The following is a 19,587-nucleotide window of genomic DNA, read 5'->3' on the forward strand; positions in this document are numbered from 1 at the left end:
CCCGCGTCCGTCGGCGTCGTCACCACCGCCGACGAGGTGGGCCGCACCTTGTCCGGCGCCCCGTCGCTGCGGCCCTTGCCCAGCTGCAGCGAGAGCACCGTCGACGCGCCGAGCACCACCACCACGGACGCCGCCACCGCGGCCATCCGCCGGCGTGCCATCGCCCGCCGCCGGTCCACCGGCCGCCGCACCCCGCCGACACCACCGCCGGCACCCGCCGCGACCAGCGCAGGCAGCTCCGCCGTCGCCGGAACCGCCGGCGACGCCGACGCCGAGGCCGACGCCCCGTCCCCGAGCTCCCCGAGCCCGGCGAGCTCCGCCGGGACCGGCTCCGCCGCCCCGCACGCCGCCAGCACCCGCCGCGACAGCGCCGCCGCGGTCTGCTCGCCGAGCGCCGCCCGGCGCTCCACCGCGGAGGCGGCCTCCTCGCGGGCCGTCGCCCGATCCTCCGTCACCAGCGCGTGGACGGCCAGCTCATGGTGGAAGTACGCCTCGGCGGACGGCTCCCCCACCCGCCGCGCCGCCTCCGCGCCGAGCCGCAGCGCCCGCTCCCAGGCGCCCCAGCGCAGCGCCGCCGCGAAGACCGGGCCGGCGGCGCGGGCCAGCCGCACCACCGCGTCGTGCCGGTCGAGGTCGCGCGCCGCGGCCATCGCGCCCAGCACGGCCTCCGCCTCGGCGGCGATCGCCGCGGGCGTCACGCCGGTGTGCCCGGCGAACCAGACGTAGTGGTCGACCAGCGCGTCCACCACCCCCGCCGGCCGCTCCGGGACGGGCCCGAAGGGCGACCCCAGGTCCAACTGGTCGGGGACGGGCAGCACATGGGCCGCCAGCCGATGGCTCTCGCCGGAGCCCGCCGCCGTCGCCAGCCCGGCGTCGAGCAGCTCGGTGACGGCGTCCGCGCCCTCCACGGCGCCGGTGAGGGCCGGAAGATGGACCGCCGCGGGCAGCTGCCCGTCCAGCGCTATGGCGATCCGCAGCAGCTCCCTGGCGCCCGCGCTGAGGTCCGCGGCGAGCAGCGCCGCCGGCGCCGCGCTCTGCGCCATCGGGGGCAGCTCCCACTCCCCCGCCGCGCCCGGCCCGCGGCCCCGCGCGTCGCGCTGCCGCAGCACCGCGGCGGCCTGCACGAAGCGCAGCGGCAGGCCCTGGGACTCGAACCACAGGTCGCCCGCCCAGCCCCGCTCGGGGCCCATCAGCGGGCGGCCCAGCCGCCGTTCGAGCAGCGCGAAGGCGTCGTTGCGCTCCAGCCCCTCGAGGGCGACCTCCTCCAGCCGCGAGTCGTGGGCGAGGCCGGCCGTCCGCCCCGCGCCGATCAGCAGCGCGCGGTCGAGAGCGAGCAGGAACGCGCACTCGGGCGCCGCGGAGACCAGCCGCTCCAGCTCCTCGCCGCCGAACTCCAGGTCGTCGACGGTGACGACGGCGCCCACCGAGGCGAGCCGGGCGCGCAGCGTCGCCCCGTCGGGCCGGTAGGCGGCGCCGGCGACGCGGTGGGTGGCGGCGAACAGCTCGTGCAGCAGGTCGTCGGCGGTGCGGCCGGTGCCGTCGAGGCGGACGACGCCGTCGGGGGCCAGGTGCGCGCAGTCGGCGGCGACGGCGGCGAGCAGCGCGCTGCGGCCGACGCCGGAGGGGCCGGTGAGGAGCACCGACCGCCCCTGGGAGAGGAGTTCGACGAGCCCGGCGCGCTCCTGGGCGCGCCCGACCAGCGCGGAGACCGGGTGGTGGCGGATGTCCGAGGGCCGCAGCGGGGTCGCGGGCGCGGCGGCGCGTCGCTCGACGACGGGAACGCGGCGCTCCGGGCAGGGCTCGACGGCGAACCCGTCGCCGCCGGACGCCGAGACGTAGAGCTCCCCGGCGATGAACGCCGGGGAGTGCTCGTCTTCGGGTCTCGGCCGGGTTATTCGTGACTGGGGCATGGCCCGTCCCCCTGCTGCGATGATGATGGCGACCGCACGGTACTTTCCGCCCGTACTATCGTCGTGGCGGTAGGTCTCGACCGGATAACCGAATCCCAAACCTTCGCACACTCTTCACGAGAAGCGCCCGCGGGGGAACCGGTTCGGGGCACGTTCGGCCAGGTTCGAACGCCCCATGGCGACCCATCTCGGCGCACGGCGCGCATCAGACCGCGAGCGCGTCCAGATCGTCCTCAAAGCTCAGGATGCGGTGCAATCGGGTGGCGATCAGGATCCGCTGCAGCTGCGGCGGCACCGCACGCAGCACCAGGCGCCGGCCCTCCCGGCCTGCTCGGCGGTGCACACCCATGATCACTCCGAGGCCGGTGGTGTCCCACGCGGCCAGGCGGGACAGATCGAGGACGAGGTCGCCCCGGCCGTCGTCGACCGCGGCGTGGAGCCGCCGCCGGGCATCGGCCGCGGTGCGGACGTCGAGCGAGCCCTCGAAACGGACCGTCTCGTCGTCCCCCGTGATCCGCATGAGGAACTCCTCCAGGAACTGCGGGAACTGATGCTGCTTCTGCTGCCTTCAGGCTCTTCACTCATCTGACGCCCCATGGGTCGCAAATGTTGTGCTCTCGCCGCAGAAGGCACCGGATTTCACCCGTCGGGGTGAAATATGGACGCGCCTCCTGACGGCGTCGTGTTGACGGCGCCGACGCGCCGTCAGTAGGAGTAGAAGCCGTGCCCGCTCTTGCGGCCCAGGTCGCCGGCCTCGACCATCCGGGAGAGCAGCTCCGGCGGCGCGAACTTCTCGTCGCGGGTCTCGCGGTAGATGTTCTCGGTGGCGTGCAGCAGCACGTCGGTGCCGGTCAGGTCGGTGGTGGCGAGCGGGCCCATGGTGTGCCCGAACCCCAGCTTGCAGGCGATGTCGATGTCCTCGGCGGAGGCGACGCCGGTCTCCACCAGGCGGACGGCCTCCATGGCGAGCGCGGTGATCAGGCGGGTCGTCACGAAACCGGCCACATCGCGGTTGACGACCACGCAGGTCTTGCCGGCGCCCTCGGCGAAGGCCCGCGCGCGGGCCAGCGTCTCGTCGCTGGTCTTCAGGCCCCGGACGAGCTCGCAGAGCGCCATCATCGGCACCGGCGAGAAGAAGTGCGTCCCGACGACGGCCTCGGGGCGCTGCGTCACCGACGCGATCTTGGTGATCGGGAGCGCGGAGGTGTTGGAGGCGAGCACGGCGCCGTCCTTGGCGATCCGGTCCAACTCGCGGAAGACCTCGTGCTTGACGCCGATCTCCTCGAAGACCGCCTCCACCACGATGTCGGCCTCGCCGGCCGCGTCCAGGTCGGTGGTGGTGGCGATGCGGGCGAGCGCCGCCTCGGCGTCCTCCGCGGCGAGGCGGCCCTTCTCGACGAACTTGGCGTAGGAGCGCTCGATGGCGGCGCGGGCCCGGCCCAGCGCCTCCTCGGTGACGTCGCGCAGCACGACCCGGCGGCCGGACTGGGCCGCGACCTGCGCGATCCCGGACCCCATCAGCCCGGCCCCGATCACCGCGATGCTCCCGTCGACTCCCTTGTCGACCGCTGCCTCGCCCACGAAATCCCTCCAAGATGCATGCGCACGGGTGGATCTGACGCGGCATCATCGCCGACGCCGCGTCTTTACCGGAGGGTAACGCTCTTGGGGGGCGATTCGGCACCCGGTGTCGGCGTGGTGCCGATCACCCCTGCCCCGCGGTCATCTCCCGCACCTTGTCCCACGGCAGGCCCTGGCGCACCTCGGAAGCGGGCCTGACCAGGAAGACGAACCGCGAGTCGGCCATCCGGGGGCGGCTGCCGCGGACGATGTCGCGGTGCGGGCGCGCGGCGGCGAATGTCTCCACGGCGGCGCGGTCGGCCCACACGGACTGCGTCCAGAAGGTGCGCCGCAGCGGCGCGGCGGCGAGGGCGTGGCCGAGCCCGCCGGGCGCGGCGGCGGCCTGCCGCCGGATCCGCAGCGAGTCCCGCAGGAACGGCAGCACGTCCCGCAGCCGCTTCACCTCCAACCGCGACACCATCACCACCACGTCCCCGCCCCCTTCCCCACCGGCCCCCGCCACCCAGCGCAGCGGCAGCACCACGCCTCCCCGGGGAACTGCGCGAGCAGCCAGAGACCCACCGCGACCCGCCATCACACCGCACCCCCCTCGTCCACCCGCGCACCCCGCCCCAACCCCAGCGTGCTGAACTCCGGGAACAACCCCGACCCCGCCAACGCCGGCAGCACCCCCAGCACCGCCTTCGCCAGCCGCCCCCCGTCCTCGGGCCCCAGCGCCGACCAGGGCCGCGCCGCCAGCCGATCCGTCAGCGCCTCCACCTCGGCGCGCCCCGCGCGCCCCCGCGCGGTGGCCAGGCCGTCCGCGTCCACCCAGCCCCGCGCCCGCAGCCGCTCGCGGCCCGCCGCCCACTCCTGGTCCGTCCACCCGCGGGAGGCGAACACCTGCGCCGGCGCCGCGCCCACCGCCGCGAAGGAGACCAGCGCCTCCACCGGATCCAGCTCCGCCGCGTGCAGCGCGGCGAGGTGCCCGTCGCCGCGGTGCTCGCGCAGCACCGTCGCGGCCTGCCAGAGCGCCACATGGGGCCGCTCGTCCCAGCCCTGACGGGCGACCAGGTCGGCCTGCGCCGCGGCCATCGGCCGCCCCGCCGCATCCGCCGCCGCGGCCTCCGCCGCGCGCCGCGCCAGCGACGCCGCCCCGCGCAGCTCCGCCCCCTCGGCGACCCCGTCGCCGAGCAGCGCGCGCAGTGTGCGGTCGACGCCGCGCAGCCGGGCCGCACCGACCTCCTCCGGGGCGGCGACCCGCCACACCGCCGGGACGTGGGCCGCCACCTTCGCCGGGGCGAAGGTGAAGAACGCCGCCGTGACCAGCCCGGCCCCGGCCGCGCCGAGCGGCGCCGCACGGTAGGCGAAGTAGCTGGGCCAGCGGTCGTCCACGGCGATGCCGAGCGCCGCGGCCTCCTCGAAGGCCTGCGGTGCGTAGTAGTGGGCGGCATGGACGGGCTCCAGCAGCCGCCACATGCCGCGGGCCGCGTCCTCGATCGTCTGCGCCATCGCGATCCCCCAAGATCTGTCCAGTGACTAGATTGAGGTCCAGCATGCCCCCGACCCCGAATCTTGTCAACGACTAGATTCTCGCTACGCTGGGATCATGCCCTACCACCACGGCGATCTGCGCCGCGCCGTCCTGGACGCCACCGACGAGGCCGTCCGCGAGAACGGCGTCGCCGCCCTCAGCCTGCGCGACCTCGCCCGCCGGGCCGGCGTCTCGCACGCCGCCCCGGCCCACCACTTCGGCGACAAGACCGGCCTGCTCACCGCCTTCGCCGCGGAGGGCCACACCCTCCTCTCCGCGGAACTGGAGCGGGCCGACGGCGACTTGATCGAGGCCGGGGTCGGCTATCTGCGGTTCGCGCTCACCCACCCCGCGCACTTCGAGGTGATGTTCCAGGACGCGCTGCTGCGCGACGGCGACGCCGAGCTGGAGGCGGCCCGCGCCCGCAGCGCCGCGCTGCTGGCCGCCACCGAGGTCTCCGGGCCGACCGGCGCCTCGGCCGCCTGGTCGCTGGTGCACGGCTTCGCCACCCTGTGGCTGACCGGCAGCCTGCCGGCCACCCTGCCGCCGGAGGCGGCGGCCGATCCCTACGCCGCCTTCCGCGCCGCCGCCCGCCACCTCAAGCCCTGACAACGACGCCCGCGGCCCGCCCGCGCCCGCCCATGGCCCGCCCGTGGGCCGCTTGACACATCATCATGCCGCCCAGGGTTCGCGTCCCGGGCCGCGGCGGGTAAGGATGGGGTGAGTCAGCCAGAGCAGGGGACGGGAGACGCGATGCTGCCGGTGACAAGCGCCAACGATCTGGCTCTGCTCGTCGTCGTGCTGGGCGTGCTCATCCTGCTGCTGCGCTGGACCTTCGGCCGCGGCCGCTCGCTCTCCGCCCGCCCCCCGCGGATCGGCCGCCCCGACGAGTACGGCCTGCTGGTGCCCGTCGCCGAGCCCGTCTCCGCCGCGCACGCCCGCCGGCTGGGCCGCAGCCTGCGGGAGGCCGGCATCAAGCACACCCTCGCCGCCACCACCGACGGCCCCCGGGTGCTGGTCTGGCCGGACGACGCCGACCGCGCCCGCACCGTCCTCGCCTCCGTCCCCGACGAGAGCTGACGCCCCGCGGGCGGACGCCGCGGGCGGACGGCGGGTCAGCCGCCCCGCAGCGGGTCGACCTCGGGGTCCGGCTCCCGGGTGATGCCCGCGCCCAGCCCGGCGAGCTGCGGCACCAGCGCGCTGTAGCCGCGGTCGATGTGGTGCACCTCGCTGACCACCGTGTCGCCCTCCGCCACCAGCCCGGCGAGCACCAGCCCGGCGCCGGCCCGGACGTCGGTGGCGCGCACCGGCGCGCCGGAGAGCCGCTCCACCCCGCGCACCACCGCATGGTGACCGTCCGTGCGGATCTGCGCGCCGAGCCTCCCCAGCTCCTGGAGGAAGACGAAGCGGGCCTCGAAGATGTTCTCCGTCACCATCGCCGAGCCGTCCGCCACCGCGTTGAGCGCGGCGAACTGGGGCTGCAGATCGGTGGCGAACCCGGGGTAGGGCAGCGTGACGATGTCCACCGCGGTGGGCCGACGGGCCATCACCACCCGGAAGCCGTCCGGCACCAGGGAGACCGCGGCGCCGGCCGCCGTCAGCTTCTCCAGCGGCATCTGCAGATGCTCCGGGCGCGAGCCCAGCACGCTGACGTCGCCGCGGGTCATCGCCGCGGCCACCGCGAAGGTGCCGGCGACGATGCGGTCGGGGACGACGCGGTGCGGGGCGGCCGGCGGCGCCAGCGCGTCCGTCCCCTGCACCTCGATGGTGGCGGTGCCGGCGCCGCCGATCTTGGCGCCCATCTCCTCCAGCAGCTCGCAGAGGTCGACGATCTCCGGTTCGCGGGCGGCGTTGTCGATGACCGTGGTGCCGCGCGCCAGCACCGCGGCCATCAGGATGTTCTCGGTGGCGCCGACGCTGGGGAAGGCGAGCGCCAGCGACGCGCCCGCCAGCCCGCGGGGGGCGCGGGCCACCAGGAAGCCGTGCTCGCTGCCGAACTCGGCGCCCATCCGGCTCAGGCCGTCGATGTGCATGTCCAGGCCGCGGGAGCCGATCGCGTCGCCGCCCGGCAGGGCCACCCGCACCTCGCCGCGGCGGGCCAGCAGCGGGCCGAGGACGCTGATCGAGGCGCGCATCCGCCGCACCAGGTCGTAGTCGGTCTCGGAGCCGGGCTCCTCGGGGATCTCCATGGCCAGCGCGACCGTCCCGGCGGCGGCCGACTCCTCGACGGACTCCACCCGGCACCCGAGGCGCCGCAGCACCTCGGCCATGATGTCCACGTCGAGGATCCCGGGCACATTGCGGAGCCGGGTGGTCCCGGGTGCCAGCAGCGCCGCCGCCATCAGCTTCAACGCGCTGTTCTTGGCCCCCGCGACGCCGACCTCCCCCACCAGCCTGGCCCCGCCGCACACCCGAAATCGATCCATCAGGGCATGCTAGCCGTCGCCGGGGCGCCGCACGGCCAACGGGGACACCGCGCTCACCAACTCGGGCATTCCGTCCCGGACATGGGACCTGGGATCTTTGGCGCGCCCGGCGGTACACTCGCCCCCATGGCAGCGGGAGTCCGGCAGCAGCTCGAGGAGCGGATCACCGAGCTCATCTTCGAGATGGAGCTCGCGCCCGGCGACCCCATGCCCAACGAGGCGCACCTGATCGACCTGCTCGCCCCGGCCGGCCGCAACAGCGTCCGCGAGGCGCTGCGCGCGCTGCACACCCGCGGCATCGTCGACATCCGGCACGGCTACGGCACCTTCGTCGGCAGCGCGCCGCTCGCCGCGATGGCCCCCGGGCTGCTCTACCGCACCCGCCAGCTCACCCGCGGCAACCCGGGCGCGCTGCGCGAACTGGTCGCCGTCCGCCGGGCCATAGAGTCCGGCCTCATCGCCGACGTCGCCGCCCGCGCCGACGAGGCGCTGCTCGCCCGCCTCGACGCGGAGACCGCCCGGATGCGCGCCGAGCCCGACACCGCCGACGCCGACCGCCGCTTCCACCTGCTGCTCGTCGAGCCGCTCGGCAACGAGCTCGCCGCCCAGCTGATCGAGCTGTTCTGGGACGCCTTCCAGCACGTCCGCGCAGACCTCGGCCCGCGCCCCGACCCGGACGAGACGGCCCGCTGCCACGAGGCGATCACCGCCGCGCTGCGCGCCGGCGCCCCCGAGGCCGCCCGCAGGGCCGTCCTCGCCCACTTCGACGACGTGGAGTCCCGCCTCGACCGCCTCTAACCTGGGGCCATGGTCAATCTGACGCGCATCTACACCCGCACCGGCGACGACGGCAGCACCGCGCTCGGCGACAACTCGCGGACGTCGAAGAACGATCCGCGGCTGCACGCCTACGCGGACGCCAACGAGGCCAACGCCGCGCTCGGCGTCGCCCTGGCGCTCGGCGGGCTGCCGGAGGACATCGCCGCGGTGCTGGTGCGCGTCCAGAACGAGCTCTTCGACGTCGGCGCCGACCTGTGCAACCCGGTCTCCGAGAACCCGAAGTACCCGCCGCTGCGCATCGACGCGCCCTACGTCGACCGCCTCGAGGGCGAGTGCGACCGCTACCTGGAGAAGCTCCCCAAGCTGCGCAGCTTCATCCTCCCCGGCGGCACCCCCGGCGCCGCCCTGCTGCACCAGGCCACCACCGTGGTGCGGCGCGCCGAGCGCTCCGCCTGGGCCGCCCTGGACGCGCACGGCGAGACCATGAACCCGCTCACCGCCAAGTACCTCAACCGCCTCTCCGACCTGCTCTTCATCCTCGCCCGCGCGGCCAACACCGAGCACGGCGACGTGCTCTGGAAGCCCGGCGGCGACCGCGGCTGAGCCGGCCGCCCGGAACACTCAGCCCCGCCCCCGCCCCTCGAACGCCCCGTAACGACTCGGACGCGGACGTCCGGAATACGGAACTCCTCCCCCACTGCGCCGCGTCCGTCCAACCGGACAGACGTCAGCACACTGGCATTCCGGGGGGAATCCGCCATGTCCGAGCTCATCGACCGCCTCGAAGAGAAGATCCACGAGCACGACGCCGCCCCGCAGCGGGGCGGCCTGACGCCCTATCGCGATCCGCTGCGCATCCCGCCGGTGGTGCGGCCCGAGCCCGGCGCCACCACCGTCGTCGAGCAGCGCCACACCTGGGTGCGGCTGCACTCGCAGCTGCCGCCCACCGCGATGCTCGCCTACGACGGCAGCTTCCCGGGCCCCACCATCGAGGTGCGGCGCGGCGAGAAGGCCCGCATCGCCTGGACGAACGCCGTCGACGGCGAGGACGACTACCCGCTCACCGCCGTCTCCGCGCCGGCGCGCGGGCGCACCGAGGTGCCGCCGTCCGCCGAGCCCGGCCGCGGCGACCTGGTGCCCGACCCGCGGGTGCCGGCGCTGCCCGCCTGGACGGTGACGCATCTGCACGGCGCCGTCACCAACGCCGGCAACGACGGCTGGGCCGAGAACGCCGTGGTCCGCGGGGACGCCCAGCTCTCCGAGTACCCGAACCGGCACCGCGCCACCGGCCTGTGGTACCACGACCACGCGATGAGCATCACCCGGTTCAACGTCTACGCCGGGCTCGTCGGCCAGTACCTGATCCGGGACGACGAGGAGGACGCCCTCGGCCTGCCGTCCGGCGCGCACGAGATCCCGCTCACCCTCGCCGACCGCAACCTGGACACCGACGCCCAGGGCCGGCTGACGGGCCGCCTGCTCTACAAGACGGTCGTCGTCGATCCCAAGAACGCCGAGACCGGCCAGCCCGTGGAGCTGCCCTTCACCGGCCCGTACACCACCGTCAACGGCGTCATCTGGCCGCACCTGGACGTCGAGGCCCGCTGGTACCGCTTCCGGCTGCTCAACGCCTCCAACGCGCGCTTCTTCGACCTGGTGCTGGTGGACGAGGAGAACCGACCGGTGCCGCACGCCCTGGTGCAGATCGGCTCGGACGGCGGGCTGCTGCCCTCACCCGTCCCCGTCGACTTCGACGCCGCGACGATGGAGAGCCTCACCATCGCCCCCGCCGAGCGGATGGACCTGCTCCTCGACTTCCGCGCGCTGCGCGGCAAGCGGGTGCGGCTGGTCAACCGCGGCGGCAAGGGCACGGGCGTGCCGGACCCGGTGGGCAATGTGCCGTTCCCCGAGGTGATGGAGTTCCGGGTGGGCACCGAGCGCACCGGGGACGACTTCGCGCCGCCGGAGGTGCTCGACAACTCCTTCGTCACCTACACGCACGACGGCTTCCCGCACGGCCACCGGATGCTGCTGCTGACGCCGCCCGGCACCAAGGGCGGCGGCGGCGAACCGGAGCTGTGGGAGCTGGAGATGGTGGACGGCGAGCCGCCGGTGCAGCTGCCCGCCGACGGCTGGGTCCAGGTGAAGGGGAAGGACGGCACGGTCACCACCTACCGCCGCACCGCCCGGCGCTTCGAGGACTCGCTCAACTTCATGCTCGCGCACGGCGACTTCGAGGTGTGGAACTTCCTCAACATCTCGGGCATCACCCACCCCATGCACATCCATCTGACGGACTTCCAGATCCTGGGGCGGGACGGCTACGACGCGAGCGGCTTCGACCCGAAGGCGGCGGGGACGCGGACGCCGATCGCCTGGACGCCGGCGGCGAGCGGCACGATCGCGCCCAACGAGCACGGGCACAAGGACGTCTTCCAGAGCCGCAGCGGGCAGATGCTCGCGGTGATGGGCCAGTTCACCGGCGGCTACGGCCGCTTCATGTACCACTGCCACCTGCTGATGCACGAGGACATGGGCATGATGCGGCCCTTCACGGTGATGCCCCGCGAGGCCATCCCCTTCGGCCACGACATGGGCTCCATGCCCATGCCGATGTAGGCCGCCCCGACCCCGGCGCCCGCCCGATCGCCGAAGGCGATCGGGCGGGCGCCGGGGCGAAACGGCGGCGAACCCGGCACGGCGCGGACCGCGGCAACCGCACGGACCCTAAGCGACGTTCACGTGCTGCCCCGGCGGCGCCGCCTCCAGCCACGCCAGAAACCCCGTCAGCGCGTCCTCGGACATGGCAAGCTCCACCGCCTGCCCCCCGCTCGTGCACTCCAGCACCACCGCCCCCGACAGCAGCGCCACCTCCTCCTGCCCCTGCGGCACCCGACGCCCCGTCACCTCGATGTCCCCGCGCGTCAGCACCCGCCGCGGACGAGGCGCGTAGGAGAAGACCCGGAACCACTCCAGCCGGTCCCCGCTGTACCGGGCCACCCCGAACGTCCACCCCTTGCCGTCCGGCTCCTCCTCGGCAGCCCCCTCTGCCACCCCCGAAGCCGCTCCCGCGGCTGCCCCCGCGGCCGCCCGCTCGCGCCGCAGGCTGCAGTCGAACGTTCCCCCGCGCCGCTGGATCACCCGGCGGCGCACCCCCAGCAGGAACAACCCGAGCAGCACGGCCAGCACCACCGCCCCGCACAGCACCAGAGCAAGGATCATTCCGCCCGCACCCTCCTCGCCCCAAGGCGCTCATGGCACCGGCCGACCGAACCGGCCCGGCGCCGGATGTAGCACACCGGGCCGCGGGAGAATCGCTCTCCCGCAGCCCGGTGCAACGAACCGTCTTCTCCGGCCTCGACCGCTGCCGCCGCTACTTCGACAGCAGTGCCATCGAGGCCTTCAGCCGCAGCTCGGCCCGCCGTTCGGCCGCGGCGTCGTGCGACGTCCGCGCCCGCTCCAGGGCCCGCTCGGCACGCGCCTTGTCGATGTCCTTCGCCAGCTCCGCCGTCTCCGCGAGGAGCGACAGCTTGTTGTCGGCGAACGACAGGAAGCCGCCGTGCACCGCGGCGACGACCGCCTCTCCGCTCTCCTGGCGAATGACCACCGTGTTCGAGGTCAGCTCGCCCAGCACCGGCGTGTGGCCGGCCTGGATGCCGATCGACCCCGAGACGGTCTGCGCGCTGACGATCACGGCGTCGCCGGACCACACCAGGTGGTCCGCCGCCACCAGCTCGACGTGCAGTTCAGCCAACGTGGCTCCTTAACTCTGGCCGACCCGCTGCCGCGGGACGACCGGTTGGGACAAAGGATAGCGGGCGGCGCGGCGCCCGATGCTCACAGCCGGTCGCCGCGCCCGCCCATCGACCGTCGGGGCGTCAGCTGTTGAGCAGCTCGTTGCCCTTCTTCTCCAGGTCGTCCAGGCCACCGCACATGAAGAACGCCTGCTCGGGGAAGTGGTCGTACTTCCCGTCCGCGATGGCGTTGAACGCGGCGATGGACTCGTCCAGCGGAACCGTGGTGCCGTCGATGCCGGTGAACTGCTTCGCCATGTAGGTGGTCTGGGAGAGGAACCGCTCGATCCGGCGCGCCCGGTTGACGGTGACCTTGTCCTCCTCGGACAGCTCGTCCATACCGAGGATCGCGATGATGTCCTGCAGGTCCTTGTACTTCTGCAGGATCGCCTTGATCCGGTTGGCGGTGTCGTAGTGGTCCTTGGAGATGTAGCGCGGGTCCAGGATCCGGGACGAGGACGCCAGCGGGTCCACCGCGGGGTAGATGCCCTTCTGGGTCAGCGCCCGCTCCAGCACCGTCGTCGCGTCGAGGTGCGCGAAGGTGGTGGCCGGCGCCGGGTCCGTCAGGTCGTCCGCGGGGACGTAGATCGCCTGCATCGAGGTGATGGAGTGGCCGCGGGTGGAGGTGATGCGCTCCTGCAGCTGTCCCATCTCATCCGCCAGGGTGGGCTGGTAGCCCACCGCGGACGGCATCCGGCCCAGCAGCGTGGAGACCTCGGAGCCGGCCTGGGTGAAGCGGAAGATGTTGTCGATGAAGAGCAGCACGTCCTGCTTGTTGACGTCGCGGAAGTACTCCGCCATCGTCAGCGCGGACAGCGCGACCCGCAGACGGGTGCCCGGGGGCTCGTCCATCTGGCCGAAGACCAGGGCGGTGGACTTGAGGACGTCCACCTCCTCCATCTCGCCGATGAGGTCGTTGCCCTCACGGGTGCGCTCGCCCACGCCCGCGAACACCGACACACCGCCGTGGTTGGCGGCGACACGGTAGATCATCTCCTGGATGAGCACCGTCTTGCCGACGCCGGCGCCGCCGAACAGGCCGATCTTGCCGCCCTTGACGTACGGGGTCAGCAGGTCGATGACCTTGATGCCGGTCTCGAACATCTCGGTCTTGGGCTCGAGCTGGTCGAAGCTCGGGGGCGTCCGGTGGATGCCCCAGCGCTCGGCCTTGGCCACCGACTCGACGGGGGCGTTGAGCACCTCGCCGAGGGCGTTGAAGACCTTGCCCTTGGTGACGTCGCCGACCGGCACGGTGATCGCCGCGCCGGAGTCGGTGACGGCCGCGCCGCGCACCAGGCCGTCGGTGGGCTGCATGGAGATGCACTTGGCCATGCCGTCGCCGAGGTGCTGCTCCACCTCCATCGTCAGCGTCTTGGTGCTGCCGTCGGGCGTCACCACGTCGACGTAGAGGGCGTTGTAGATGTCCGGCATCGCGTCGACGGGGAACTCCACGTCGACGACCGGACCGATGACCCGCGCGACCCGGCCGGTGGCCGTGCCCGTCGCAGTCGTGTCAGCAGTGGTGGTCATGTGTTCAGTCACTCCCCGCGGTCGCGTCGGCCAGGGCGGAGGCACCACCGACGATCTCGCTGATTTCCTGGGTGATCTCGGCCTGACGGGCCGAGTTGGCGAGCCGGGTGTACACCCGGATCAGATCCGTTGCGTTGTCGGTCGCGGACTTCATCGCCCGGCGCCGGGCCGCGTGCTCGGACGCGGCCGACTGGAGCAGGGCGTTGAAGACCCGCGCCTCGACGTACCGCGGAAGCAGCGCGTCGAGGACGCCCTCGGCCGAGGGCTCGAAGTCGTAGAGCGGGTACAGCTCCGACTTGCGCGCGGTGACGGCCTCCTCGGCCGGGTTGGCACCCGCCTCGGAGCCGCCGCCGACGGGCAGGCCCGTCTCGTCCGCCGCGTCCTGCAGCTGCAGGGGAAGCACCTGCCGCTGCACCGCGTTCTGCGTCAGCATCGAGACGAACTCGGTGAAGACGACATGCACCTCGTCGACGCTGCCGGCGACGCCGTCCGCGCCGGTGAAGGCGGCGACCAGCGCGGCCGCCACCTCCTTGGCGTCGGAGAAGGCGGGACGGTCGGAGAAGCCCGTCCAGCTGTTCACGAACGGCTTGTTCTTGAACTTGAAGTTGCCGACGCCCTTGCGGCCGACGATGTAGGTGTCGACCGTCTTGCCCTCGGCGACCAGCTTCGCGGTGAGCGCGTCCGCCGACTTCATCGCGTTGGCGTTGTACGCGCCGGCCTGGCCGCGGTCGCTGGTGATCAGCAGGACCGCGGCGCGGGTCGGGTTGGGGTGGGCGTCGGTGAGCGGGTGCTGGGTGGTGGAGCGGGTGGCGACCGCGGCCACGGCACGGGTGATCTCGGACGCGTACGGCGTGGACGCCTCGACGGCCCGACGGGCCTTCTGGATACGCGACGCGGAGATCATCTCCATCGCCTTGGTGGTCTTCCGGATGTTGGCGATCGCGCGCGACCGCCTCCGGTACTCCCTCTGCTTGGCTCCCATGGGCTAAGGCTCTCTCCTCGAAGTTCCCCGCCCCATCAGCTGTCCGACGCGGCGAGGTCGGTGAGCAGCGTGCCGTCCTCGGTCTGGTAGCCCTGCTTGAACTCCGAGATGGACTTCTCCAGGCCCGCCACCGTGTCGTCGCCGAGCTTGGCGGTCTCGCGGATCGACTTCAGCTGGTCGGCGTGGTCGCGGCGCATGTGGTCCAGGAACTGGCCCTCGAAGCGCTGGATCTCGGACACCGGGACGTCGTCCAGGTTGCCCGAGGTGCCGGCCCACAGCACCACGGCCTGCTCCTCGAAGGGCAGCGGCTGGTACTGCGGCTGCTTGAGGACCTCGACCATGCGCTGGCCGCGCTCCAGCTGGGCCTTGGACGTCGGGTCCAGGTCGGAGCCGAAGGCGGCGAACGCCTCCAGCTCGCGGTACTGGGCGAGGTCCAGGCGCAGCTGGCCCGTCACCGAGCGGATGGCCTTCGTCTGCGCGGAGCCGCCGACGCGGGAGACCGAGGTGCCCGGCTCCAGCGCGGGGCGGATCTCCTGGTTGAAGAGGTCGGCCTGCAGGTAGCACTGGCCGTCGGTGATGGAGATGACGTTCGTCGGGATGAACGCGCCGACGTCGCCGTCCTTGGTCTCGATGATCGGGAGACCGGTCATCGAGCCGCCGCCGAGCTCGTCGGAGAGCTTGGCGCAGCGCTCCAGCAGCCGGGAGTGCAGGTAGAAGACGTCGCCCGGGTAGGCCTCGCGGCCCGGCGGGCGGCGCAGCAGCAGGGACATGGCGCGGTACGCCTCGGCCTGCTTGGAGAGGTCGTCGAAGACGATGAGGACGTGCTTGCCCTCGTACATCCACTTCTGGCCGATGGCCGAACCGGTGTAGGGGGCCAGGTACTTGAAGCCGGCCGGGTCGGAGGCGGGGGCCGCGACGATGGTGGTGAACTCCATCGCGCCGGCGTCCTCGAGCGCCTGGCGCACCGAGGAGATCGTGGTGCCCTTCTGCCCGATCGCCACGTAGATGCAGCGGACCTGCTTCTTCGGGTCGCCGCTCTTCCAGTTGTCGACCTGGTTGATGATCGCGTCGACGGCGAGAGCGGTCTTGCCGGTCTGCCGGTCGCCGATGATCAGCTGGCGCTGGCCGCGGCCGATCGGGGTGAGGACGTCGACCGTCTTCAGACCGGTCTGCATCGGCTCCTTGACCGGCTGGCGCATCATCACGCCGGGGGCCTGCAGCTCGAGCGCGCGGCGCTCGCTGGAGACGATCTCGCCCTTGCCGTCGATCGGGTTCGCCAGCGGGTCGACCACGCGGCCCAGGAAGTTGTCGCCGACCGGCACGGAGAGGACCTCGCCGGTGCGGTGGACCTTCTGGCCCTCCTCGATGCCGCTGAACTCGCCCAGGACGACGACGCCGATTTCGCGCTCCTCCAGGTTCTGGGCGAGACCGAGGGTCCCGTCCTCGAACCGGAGCAGCTCGTTGGTCATGGCCGAGGGCAGGCCCTCGACCTTGGCGATGCCGTCACCGGCCATGGTGACGGTCCCGACCTCCTCGGCAGCCGCCGAGTCCGGCTCGTACGACTGGACGAAGCGCTCCAGCGCGTCCCGGATCTCATCCGGCCGGATCGTGAGCTCCGCCATCTGGTGTCCCTGCTCTCCTCGTTAGGTATCGGCCTGCCAAAGCGGCCGCAAAGGTGCTTGCCTGTGGCCGGCTTCCGTCAGCCGGCCGATGCCTATGTGTCGCGCCCGGCGGACCGGGCGCGCTCGTCGTTATCCCTCGAAGTGCTGCCGGGCCGCCGTCAGCCGGCCCGCCACGGTGCCGTCGATGACCTCGTCGCCGATCTCGATCCGCAGGCCGCCGAGGACCTCCGCGTCGATGTCGATGTTGAGGTGCACCTGGCGCCCGTAGAGCCGGGTGAGCGCGGCGCCGAGCCGGTCCTTCTGCTCCTGGTTCAGGGGCAGTGCCGCCGTCACGACGGCCACGATGCGGCTGCGGAGGTCCGCGGCATCCCGGGAGGCGGCCTCGAGGCCTGCTTCCAGGCTACGGCCTCGCGGTGCACGCACCAGACGCTCGACCAGACGCATCGTGACCGCGTCGGCGCGGCCGCCCAGCAGGCCCCGGACCAGCTCGCCGCGGGCCTCACGGCCCGCCGCGGTGTCGATCCGGCTGGTCAGCGCGGCACGCAGCTCGCTGTTGCCGGCCACGATGCGCCCGAAGCGGAACAGCTCGTCCTCGACGGCGTCGAGGGAGCCTCGGCGCTCCGCGTCGGTGAGCTCGGCGACGACCGACAGCTTCTCGATCGAGTCGGCCAGGTCGCGCGGGGCCGACCAGCGGCTGCGGACCATGCCGGCGACCAGGTCGACGGCGCCCGAGTCGAGCTGGCCGTCGAGCAGCGCCGCGGCCAGGCCGGCCTTGGCGTCCGCCGGCCGCGACGGGTCGGTGAGGGCGCGGCGCAGGCCGGCCTCGCCGTCCAGCAGCGTCACCACCGCGGCGAGGTCGGCGCCGAGCCGGGCGGCGTCCGTGGACGCCGTTCCGAGCAGGGTGCCGATCCGCTCGCGCGCGGCGGCGAAGGCCTCGCGGCTGGCGCCGTTCATCGTGCCGATCCTTCGGTCGCGTCGGCCGGGGCCTGCTCGGCGGCGCGCTGCTCCAGCTCGTCGAGGAACCGGTCGACGATCCGGCGCTGCCGGGCCTCGTCCTCCAGCGACTCGCCGACGATGCGGCCGGCGAGCTCGACCGAGAGCCGGCCGACGTCCTGCCGGAGCTGGGCGGCGGCCTGCTTCTGGTCGGCCTCGATCTGCTGGTGGCCGGCGGCGACGATGGCCTCGCGCTGGCGCTGGCCCTCCGAGCGCAGCTCCTCCTTGATGGCGGAGCCGTCCTCCTGGGCCTTCTGCGTCAGGGCGTTGGCCTCCTTGCGAGCCTCGGCCAGCTTCTCCCGGTACTGCTCGAGCGTGCGCTGGGCCTCGGCCTGGGCCTCCTCGGCGCGCTCGATGCCGCCCTCGATGAGGTCCTGGCGCTCCTCGAGCACCTTGTTGATGCTCGGGAGGAGCTTCTTCGCGAGGATCCCGAAGACGATGAAGAAGCAGATCAGGCCGATGATCAGCTCGGACGCGTGGGGGACCAGCGGGTTCTGCGGTCCCTCAGCGGCCAGATGGGCAATCACATCAGATCCAATCGTCGGAATCGTTCGTCGGAGTCGGGGGTTGTCAGCCCTTGAACATGAAGGGGACGACGATGCCGATCAGCGCCAGCGCCTCGGTGAGAGCGAAGCCGATGAACATGTTGGTGCGGAGCATGCCGGCGGCCTCGGGCTGGCGGGCCATGGCCTGAACGCCGTTGCCGAAGATCAGACCCACGCCGATGCCGGGGCCGATGGCGGCGAGGCCGTAACCGACGGCGCCCAGCATGTTGATGTTGAGGGTGCTCGAGGCGGCGGCGAGCGTGTTCAGCATTCTTCTGATTCCTTTGCGGTGTCAGCCGGTGGGGGGTTGGTCCACCGGTGGTCTTGGGGTCGTATCCGCGGGGCGGGCGGCTGTCCGGCCGGGGCCGGTCAGTGCTCCTCGGAGAGGGCCTGCCCGATGTAGGAGGCGGTCAGCATCACGAAGATGTAGGCCTGCAGGGCCTGGATCGCCAGCTCGAACGCGGTGAGGACGATCGTCATCACGAACGAGGCGCCGGAGTAGAGGGCCCCGATGGACGGGGACAGCAGGTACCAGCTGGCCGCCGAGAACATCACGATCATCAGGTGGCCGGCGAACATGTTGCCGAAGAGCCGGACCGCGAGCGTGAAGGGGCGGAAGAAGATGTTGGAGATGAACTCGACCGGCGTCAGGATGAAGTAGATCGGCAGCGGCACGTCCGGGGGGACGCAGAGGTTCTTGATGCCGCCGACGAAGCCGTTGCGCTTGAAGGTGAGCACCATGTAGGTGACCCACACCGTGAGCGCGAGGCCGGCCGGGAAGGCGATCACCGAGGTGACCGGGAACTGGGCGAACGGGATGATCGCCATCAGGTTCATCAGCCAGACGAAGAAGAAGAGCGAGACCAGGTAGGGGACGTACCGGTCGCCCTCCTTGCCGATCATGTCCCGGGCGACGCCGCGGCGGACGAAGTCCAGGCCCATCTCGCCGATGAGCTGGAGCTTGCCCGGCTTGCGCACCTTCGGCTTGGCGAAGGCGCCCCAGAAGAAGACGACGATCAGGACCATGCAGATCACCGAGAGCAGCATGGGCTTGTTCAGGTCCATGCCCACATGGGCCCAGGGCTTGAAGATGAAGGTCCAGAGGCTGGGCGCCGGGAACGAGCAGCCGGAGCTGTTCCCGTAGTGCGCGTTCTCGCAGCTCTGCGCGGCGAGCGAGATCAGGTCAGCACTCACCACGGACTTCCTTCACTTGACGCATGGGTACGGCAACCTCGGTGTGTCGGCGTGGCGTTGACCACGGGGGCAGCACGGATTCTGGGCTTCTGGTCGACTTCGGTCGGTCGTTCTCGGTGATCGGCTGAAGCCGGAAGGGCCTTCCGGTCGCCGGCGAAGGGGGCCGCCCGGCAAGGCACGCGGCGGCGCTCCGGTCCCCGAGCATGTTGACCCGGACCTTAGCAGTTGTCGGACGACCGAGCTCGCACCGGGGCGTCACCTCGCGGGCTCCTTCGCCGGGTCGTCGGCGGAGGGCTTGGAAGCGGTGGAACCGGTGCCCGATTCGGGCTCGACATAGAACATCTTTGACTTGACCAGACCGCGAATCTGGCCGGCCATCCACACCAAGGTGCACGCGAGGGCGGTGAATCCGAAGGCCCGCGGCTCCATGAACGTGACGTGCCGCAGAGCTCCGGCGGCGACGGCCACCAGCAGGATCTGGACCAAGTAGGTGCCGAGCGCTGCGGGCATCAGAAAGTCGGGCATGTTGTCGGCGGCCCAGCTGATGGCCCACTGGCCGGCGGCGAAGAACACCACCACCAGCGCCATTCCGAGGGCGGCTCCGATCGCGCCGTGCGCGCCCGCCGCGAGCAGGCTGATCAGCATGGCGATCACACCGGCGATCAGCGTGGGGACGGCGGCGCGCCGGACGATCCGGGCGTCATGGGACCTCATGTC

21 protein-coding genes are annotated in these 19,587 nt (G+C 72.6%); 5 read left to right on the top strand and 16 right to left on the bottom strand.

The window, feature by feature from the left end:
* From BIV57_RS14415 to BIV57_RS14435, 5 genes are all read right to left on the bottom strand, one after another.
* The coding region (locus BIV57_RS14415; RefSeq protein ID WP_071657199.1) for a P-loop NTPase family protein at positions 1 to 1,910 on the bottom strand (1,910 nt) is incomplete at its 3' end.
* A 205-nt stretch (positions 1,911 to 2,115) separates the two neighbouring features.
* Positions 2,116 to 2,430 carry an STAS domain-containing protein gene (locus BIV57_RS14420; protein WP_071657200.1) on the bottom strand — a complete coding sequence of 105 codons (315 nt, stop codon included), beginning with the start codon at positions 2,428 to 2,430 and terminating at the stop codon, positions 2,116 to 2,118.
* Between the two features lie 185 nt (positions 2,431 to 2,615).
* Positions 2,616 to 3,491 carry a 3-hydroxyacyl-CoA dehydrogenase family protein gene (locus BIV57_RS14425; RefSeq protein ID WP_071657201.1) on the bottom strand — a complete coding sequence of 292 codons (876 nt, stop codon included), beginning with the start codon at positions 3,489 to 3,491 and terminating at the stop codon, positions 2,616 to 2,618.
* Between the two features lie 124 nt (positions 3,492 to 3,615).
* The gene (locus BIV57_RS14430; RefSeq protein WP_071657202.1) at positions 3,616 to 4,014 is read right to left on the bottom strand and encodes a hypothetical protein; all 399 of its coding nucleotides are present in this window, start codon (positions 4,012 to 4,014) and stop codon (positions 3,616 to 3,618) included.
* 50 nt (positions 4,015 to 4,064) lie between these two features.
* Entirely contained in the window at positions 4,065 to 4,982 is a 918-nt protein-coding gene (locus BIV57_RS14435; protein ID WP_071657203.1) for an SCO6745 family protein, read from the bottom strand.
* 97 nt (positions 4,983 to 5,079) lie between these two features.
* Between BIV57_RS14435 and BIV57_RS14440 the strand changes: the two genes are divergently transcribed.
* Together BIV57_RS14440 and BIV57_RS14445 are read left to right on the top strand one after the other, a co-directional pair.
* On the top strand, positions 5,080 to 5,613 hold the full coding sequence (locus tag BIV57_RS14440; protein WP_071657204.1) for a TetR/AcrR family transcriptional regulator: 534 nt from the start codon (positions 5,080 to 5,082) through the stop codon (positions 5,611 to 5,613).
* 111 nt (positions 5,614 to 5,724) lie between these two features.
* Positions 5,725 to 6,084 (top strand): hypothetical protein, encoded by a 360-nt coding sequence (locus BIV57_RS14445; RefSeq protein ID WP_217651729.1) that lies wholly within the window; start codon positions 5,725 to 5,727, stop codon positions 6,082 to 6,084.
* A gap of 35 nt (positions 6,085 to 6,119) precedes the next feature.
* Here BIV57_RS14445 and murA read toward each other — a convergent pair whose 3' ends face one another.
* A complete protein-coding gene (murA, locus tag BIV57_RS14450) occupies positions 6,120 to 7,430 on the bottom strand; it encodes a UDP-N-acetylglucosamine 1-carboxyvinyltransferase (protein ID WP_071657206.1) in 1,311 nt (436 codons plus the stop codon).
* A 126-nt stretch (positions 7,431 to 7,556) separates the two neighbouring features.
* On the opposite strand from murA, the gene BIV57_RS14455 reads away from it, so the two are divergent.
* The 3 genes from BIV57_RS14455 to phsA all read left to right on the top strand — a co-directional run bounded on the left by BIV57_RS14455 (position 7,557) and on the right by phsA (position 10,829).
* Complete coding sequence (locus tag BIV57_RS14455; RefSeq protein ID WP_071657207.1) at positions 7,557 to 8,228, top strand: FadR/GntR family transcriptional regulator; 672 nt, start codon at positions 7,557 to 7,559, stop codon at positions 8,226 to 8,228.
* A 9-nt stretch (positions 8,229 to 8,237) separates the two neighbouring features.
* Positions 8,238 to 8,813 carry a cob(I)yrinic acid a,c-diamide adenosyltransferase gene (locus tag BIV57_RS14460; protein ID WP_071657208.1) on the top strand — a complete coding sequence of 192 codons (576 nt, stop codon included), beginning with the start codon at positions 8,238 to 8,240 and terminating at the stop codon, positions 8,811 to 8,813.
* A 156-nt stretch (positions 8,814 to 8,969) separates the two neighbouring features.
* A complete protein-coding gene (gene phsA / locus BIV57_RS14465) occupies positions 8,970 to 10,829 on the top strand; it encodes an O-aminophenol oxidase PhsA (protein ID WP_079170332.1) in 1,860 nt (619 codons plus the stop codon).
* A 108-nt stretch (positions 10,830 to 10,937) separates the two neighbouring features.
* Here phsA and BIV57_RS14470 read toward each other — a convergent pair whose 3' ends face one another.
* The 10 genes from BIV57_RS14470 to BIV57_RS14515 all read right to left on the bottom strand — a co-directional run bounded on the left by BIV57_RS14470 (position 10,938) and on the right by BIV57_RS14515 (position 19,515).
* Entirely contained in the window at positions 10,938 to 11,432 is a 495-nt protein-coding gene (locus BIV57_RS14470) for a DUF2550 domain-containing protein (protein WP_071657210.1), read from the bottom strand.
* Between the two features lie 151 nt (positions 11,433 to 11,583).
* Complete coding sequence (locus BIV57_RS14475) at positions 11,584 to 11,964, bottom strand: F0F1 ATP synthase subunit epsilon (protein ID WP_071657211.1); 381 nt, start codon at positions 11,962 to 11,964, stop codon at positions 11,584 to 11,586.
* A gap of 124 nt (positions 11,965 to 12,088) precedes the next feature.
* Entirely contained in the window at positions 12,089 to 13,534 is a 1,446-nt protein-coding gene (atpD, locus tag BIV57_RS14480; RefSeq protein WP_071657212.1) for a F0F1 ATP synthase subunit beta, read from the bottom strand.
* A gap of 4 nt (positions 13,535 to 13,538) precedes the next feature.
* A complete protein-coding gene (locus BIV57_RS14485; protein WP_071657213.1) occupies positions 13,539 to 14,516 on the bottom strand; it encodes a F0F1 ATP synthase subunit gamma in 978 nt (325 codons plus the stop codon).
* A gap of 35 nt (positions 14,517 to 14,551) precedes the next feature.
* Positions 14,552 to 16,138, bottom strand: coding sequence for a F0F1 ATP synthase subunit alpha (atpA, locus tag BIV57_RS14490; protein ID WP_071657214.1), 1,587 nt, complete (start codon positions 16,136 to 16,138; stop codon positions 14,552 to 14,554).
* Positions 16,139 to 16,267: 129 nt separating this feature from the next.
* Positions 16,268 to 17,092: a F0F1 ATP synthase subunit delta gene (locus BIV57_RS14495; RefSeq protein ID WP_071657215.1), complete on the bottom strand. Its 825-nt coding sequence runs from the start codon at positions 17,090 to 17,092 to the stop codon at positions 16,268 to 16,270.
* Positions 17,089 to 17,658 carry a F0F1 ATP synthase subunit B gene (locus tag BIV57_RS14500; protein ID WP_071657216.1) on the bottom strand — a complete coding sequence of 190 codons (570 nt, stop codon included), beginning with the start codon at positions 17,656 to 17,658 and terminating at the stop codon, positions 17,089 to 17,091. The genes BIV57_RS14495 and BIV57_RS14500 overlap by 4 nt, the downstream gene beginning before the upstream one ends.
* Positions 17,659 to 17,701: 43 nt before the next feature.
* The gene (atpE, locus tag BIV57_RS14505; protein WP_071657217.1) at positions 17,702 to 17,947 is read right to left on the bottom strand and encodes an ATP synthase F0 subunit C; all 246 of its coding nucleotides are present in this window, start codon (positions 17,945 to 17,947) and stop codon (positions 17,702 to 17,704) included.
* Between the two features lie 98 nt (positions 17,948 to 18,045).
* Complete coding sequence (gene atpB / locus BIV57_RS14510; protein ID WP_071657242.1) at positions 18,046 to 18,855, bottom strand: F0F1 ATP synthase subunit A; 810 nt, start codon at positions 18,853 to 18,855, stop codon at positions 18,046 to 18,048.
* Positions 18,856 to 19,125: 270 nt separating this feature from the next.
* Positions 19,126 to 19,515 carry a Cg1360 family ATP-synthase-associated protein gene (locus BIV57_RS14515; protein WP_245797671.1) on the bottom strand — a complete coding sequence of 130 codons (390 nt, stop codon included), beginning with the start codon at positions 19,513 to 19,515 and terminating at the stop codon, positions 19,126 to 19,128.
* Positions 19,516 to 19,587 lie beyond the last annotated feature (72 nt).

It is taken from the genome of Mangrovactinospora gilvigrisea (genome assembly GCF_001879105.1).
In the GTDB taxonomy this organism is placed as follows: domain Bacteria; phylum Actinomycetota; class Actinomycetes; order Streptomycetales; family Streptomycetaceae; genus Mangrovactinospora; species Mangrovactinospora gilvigrisea.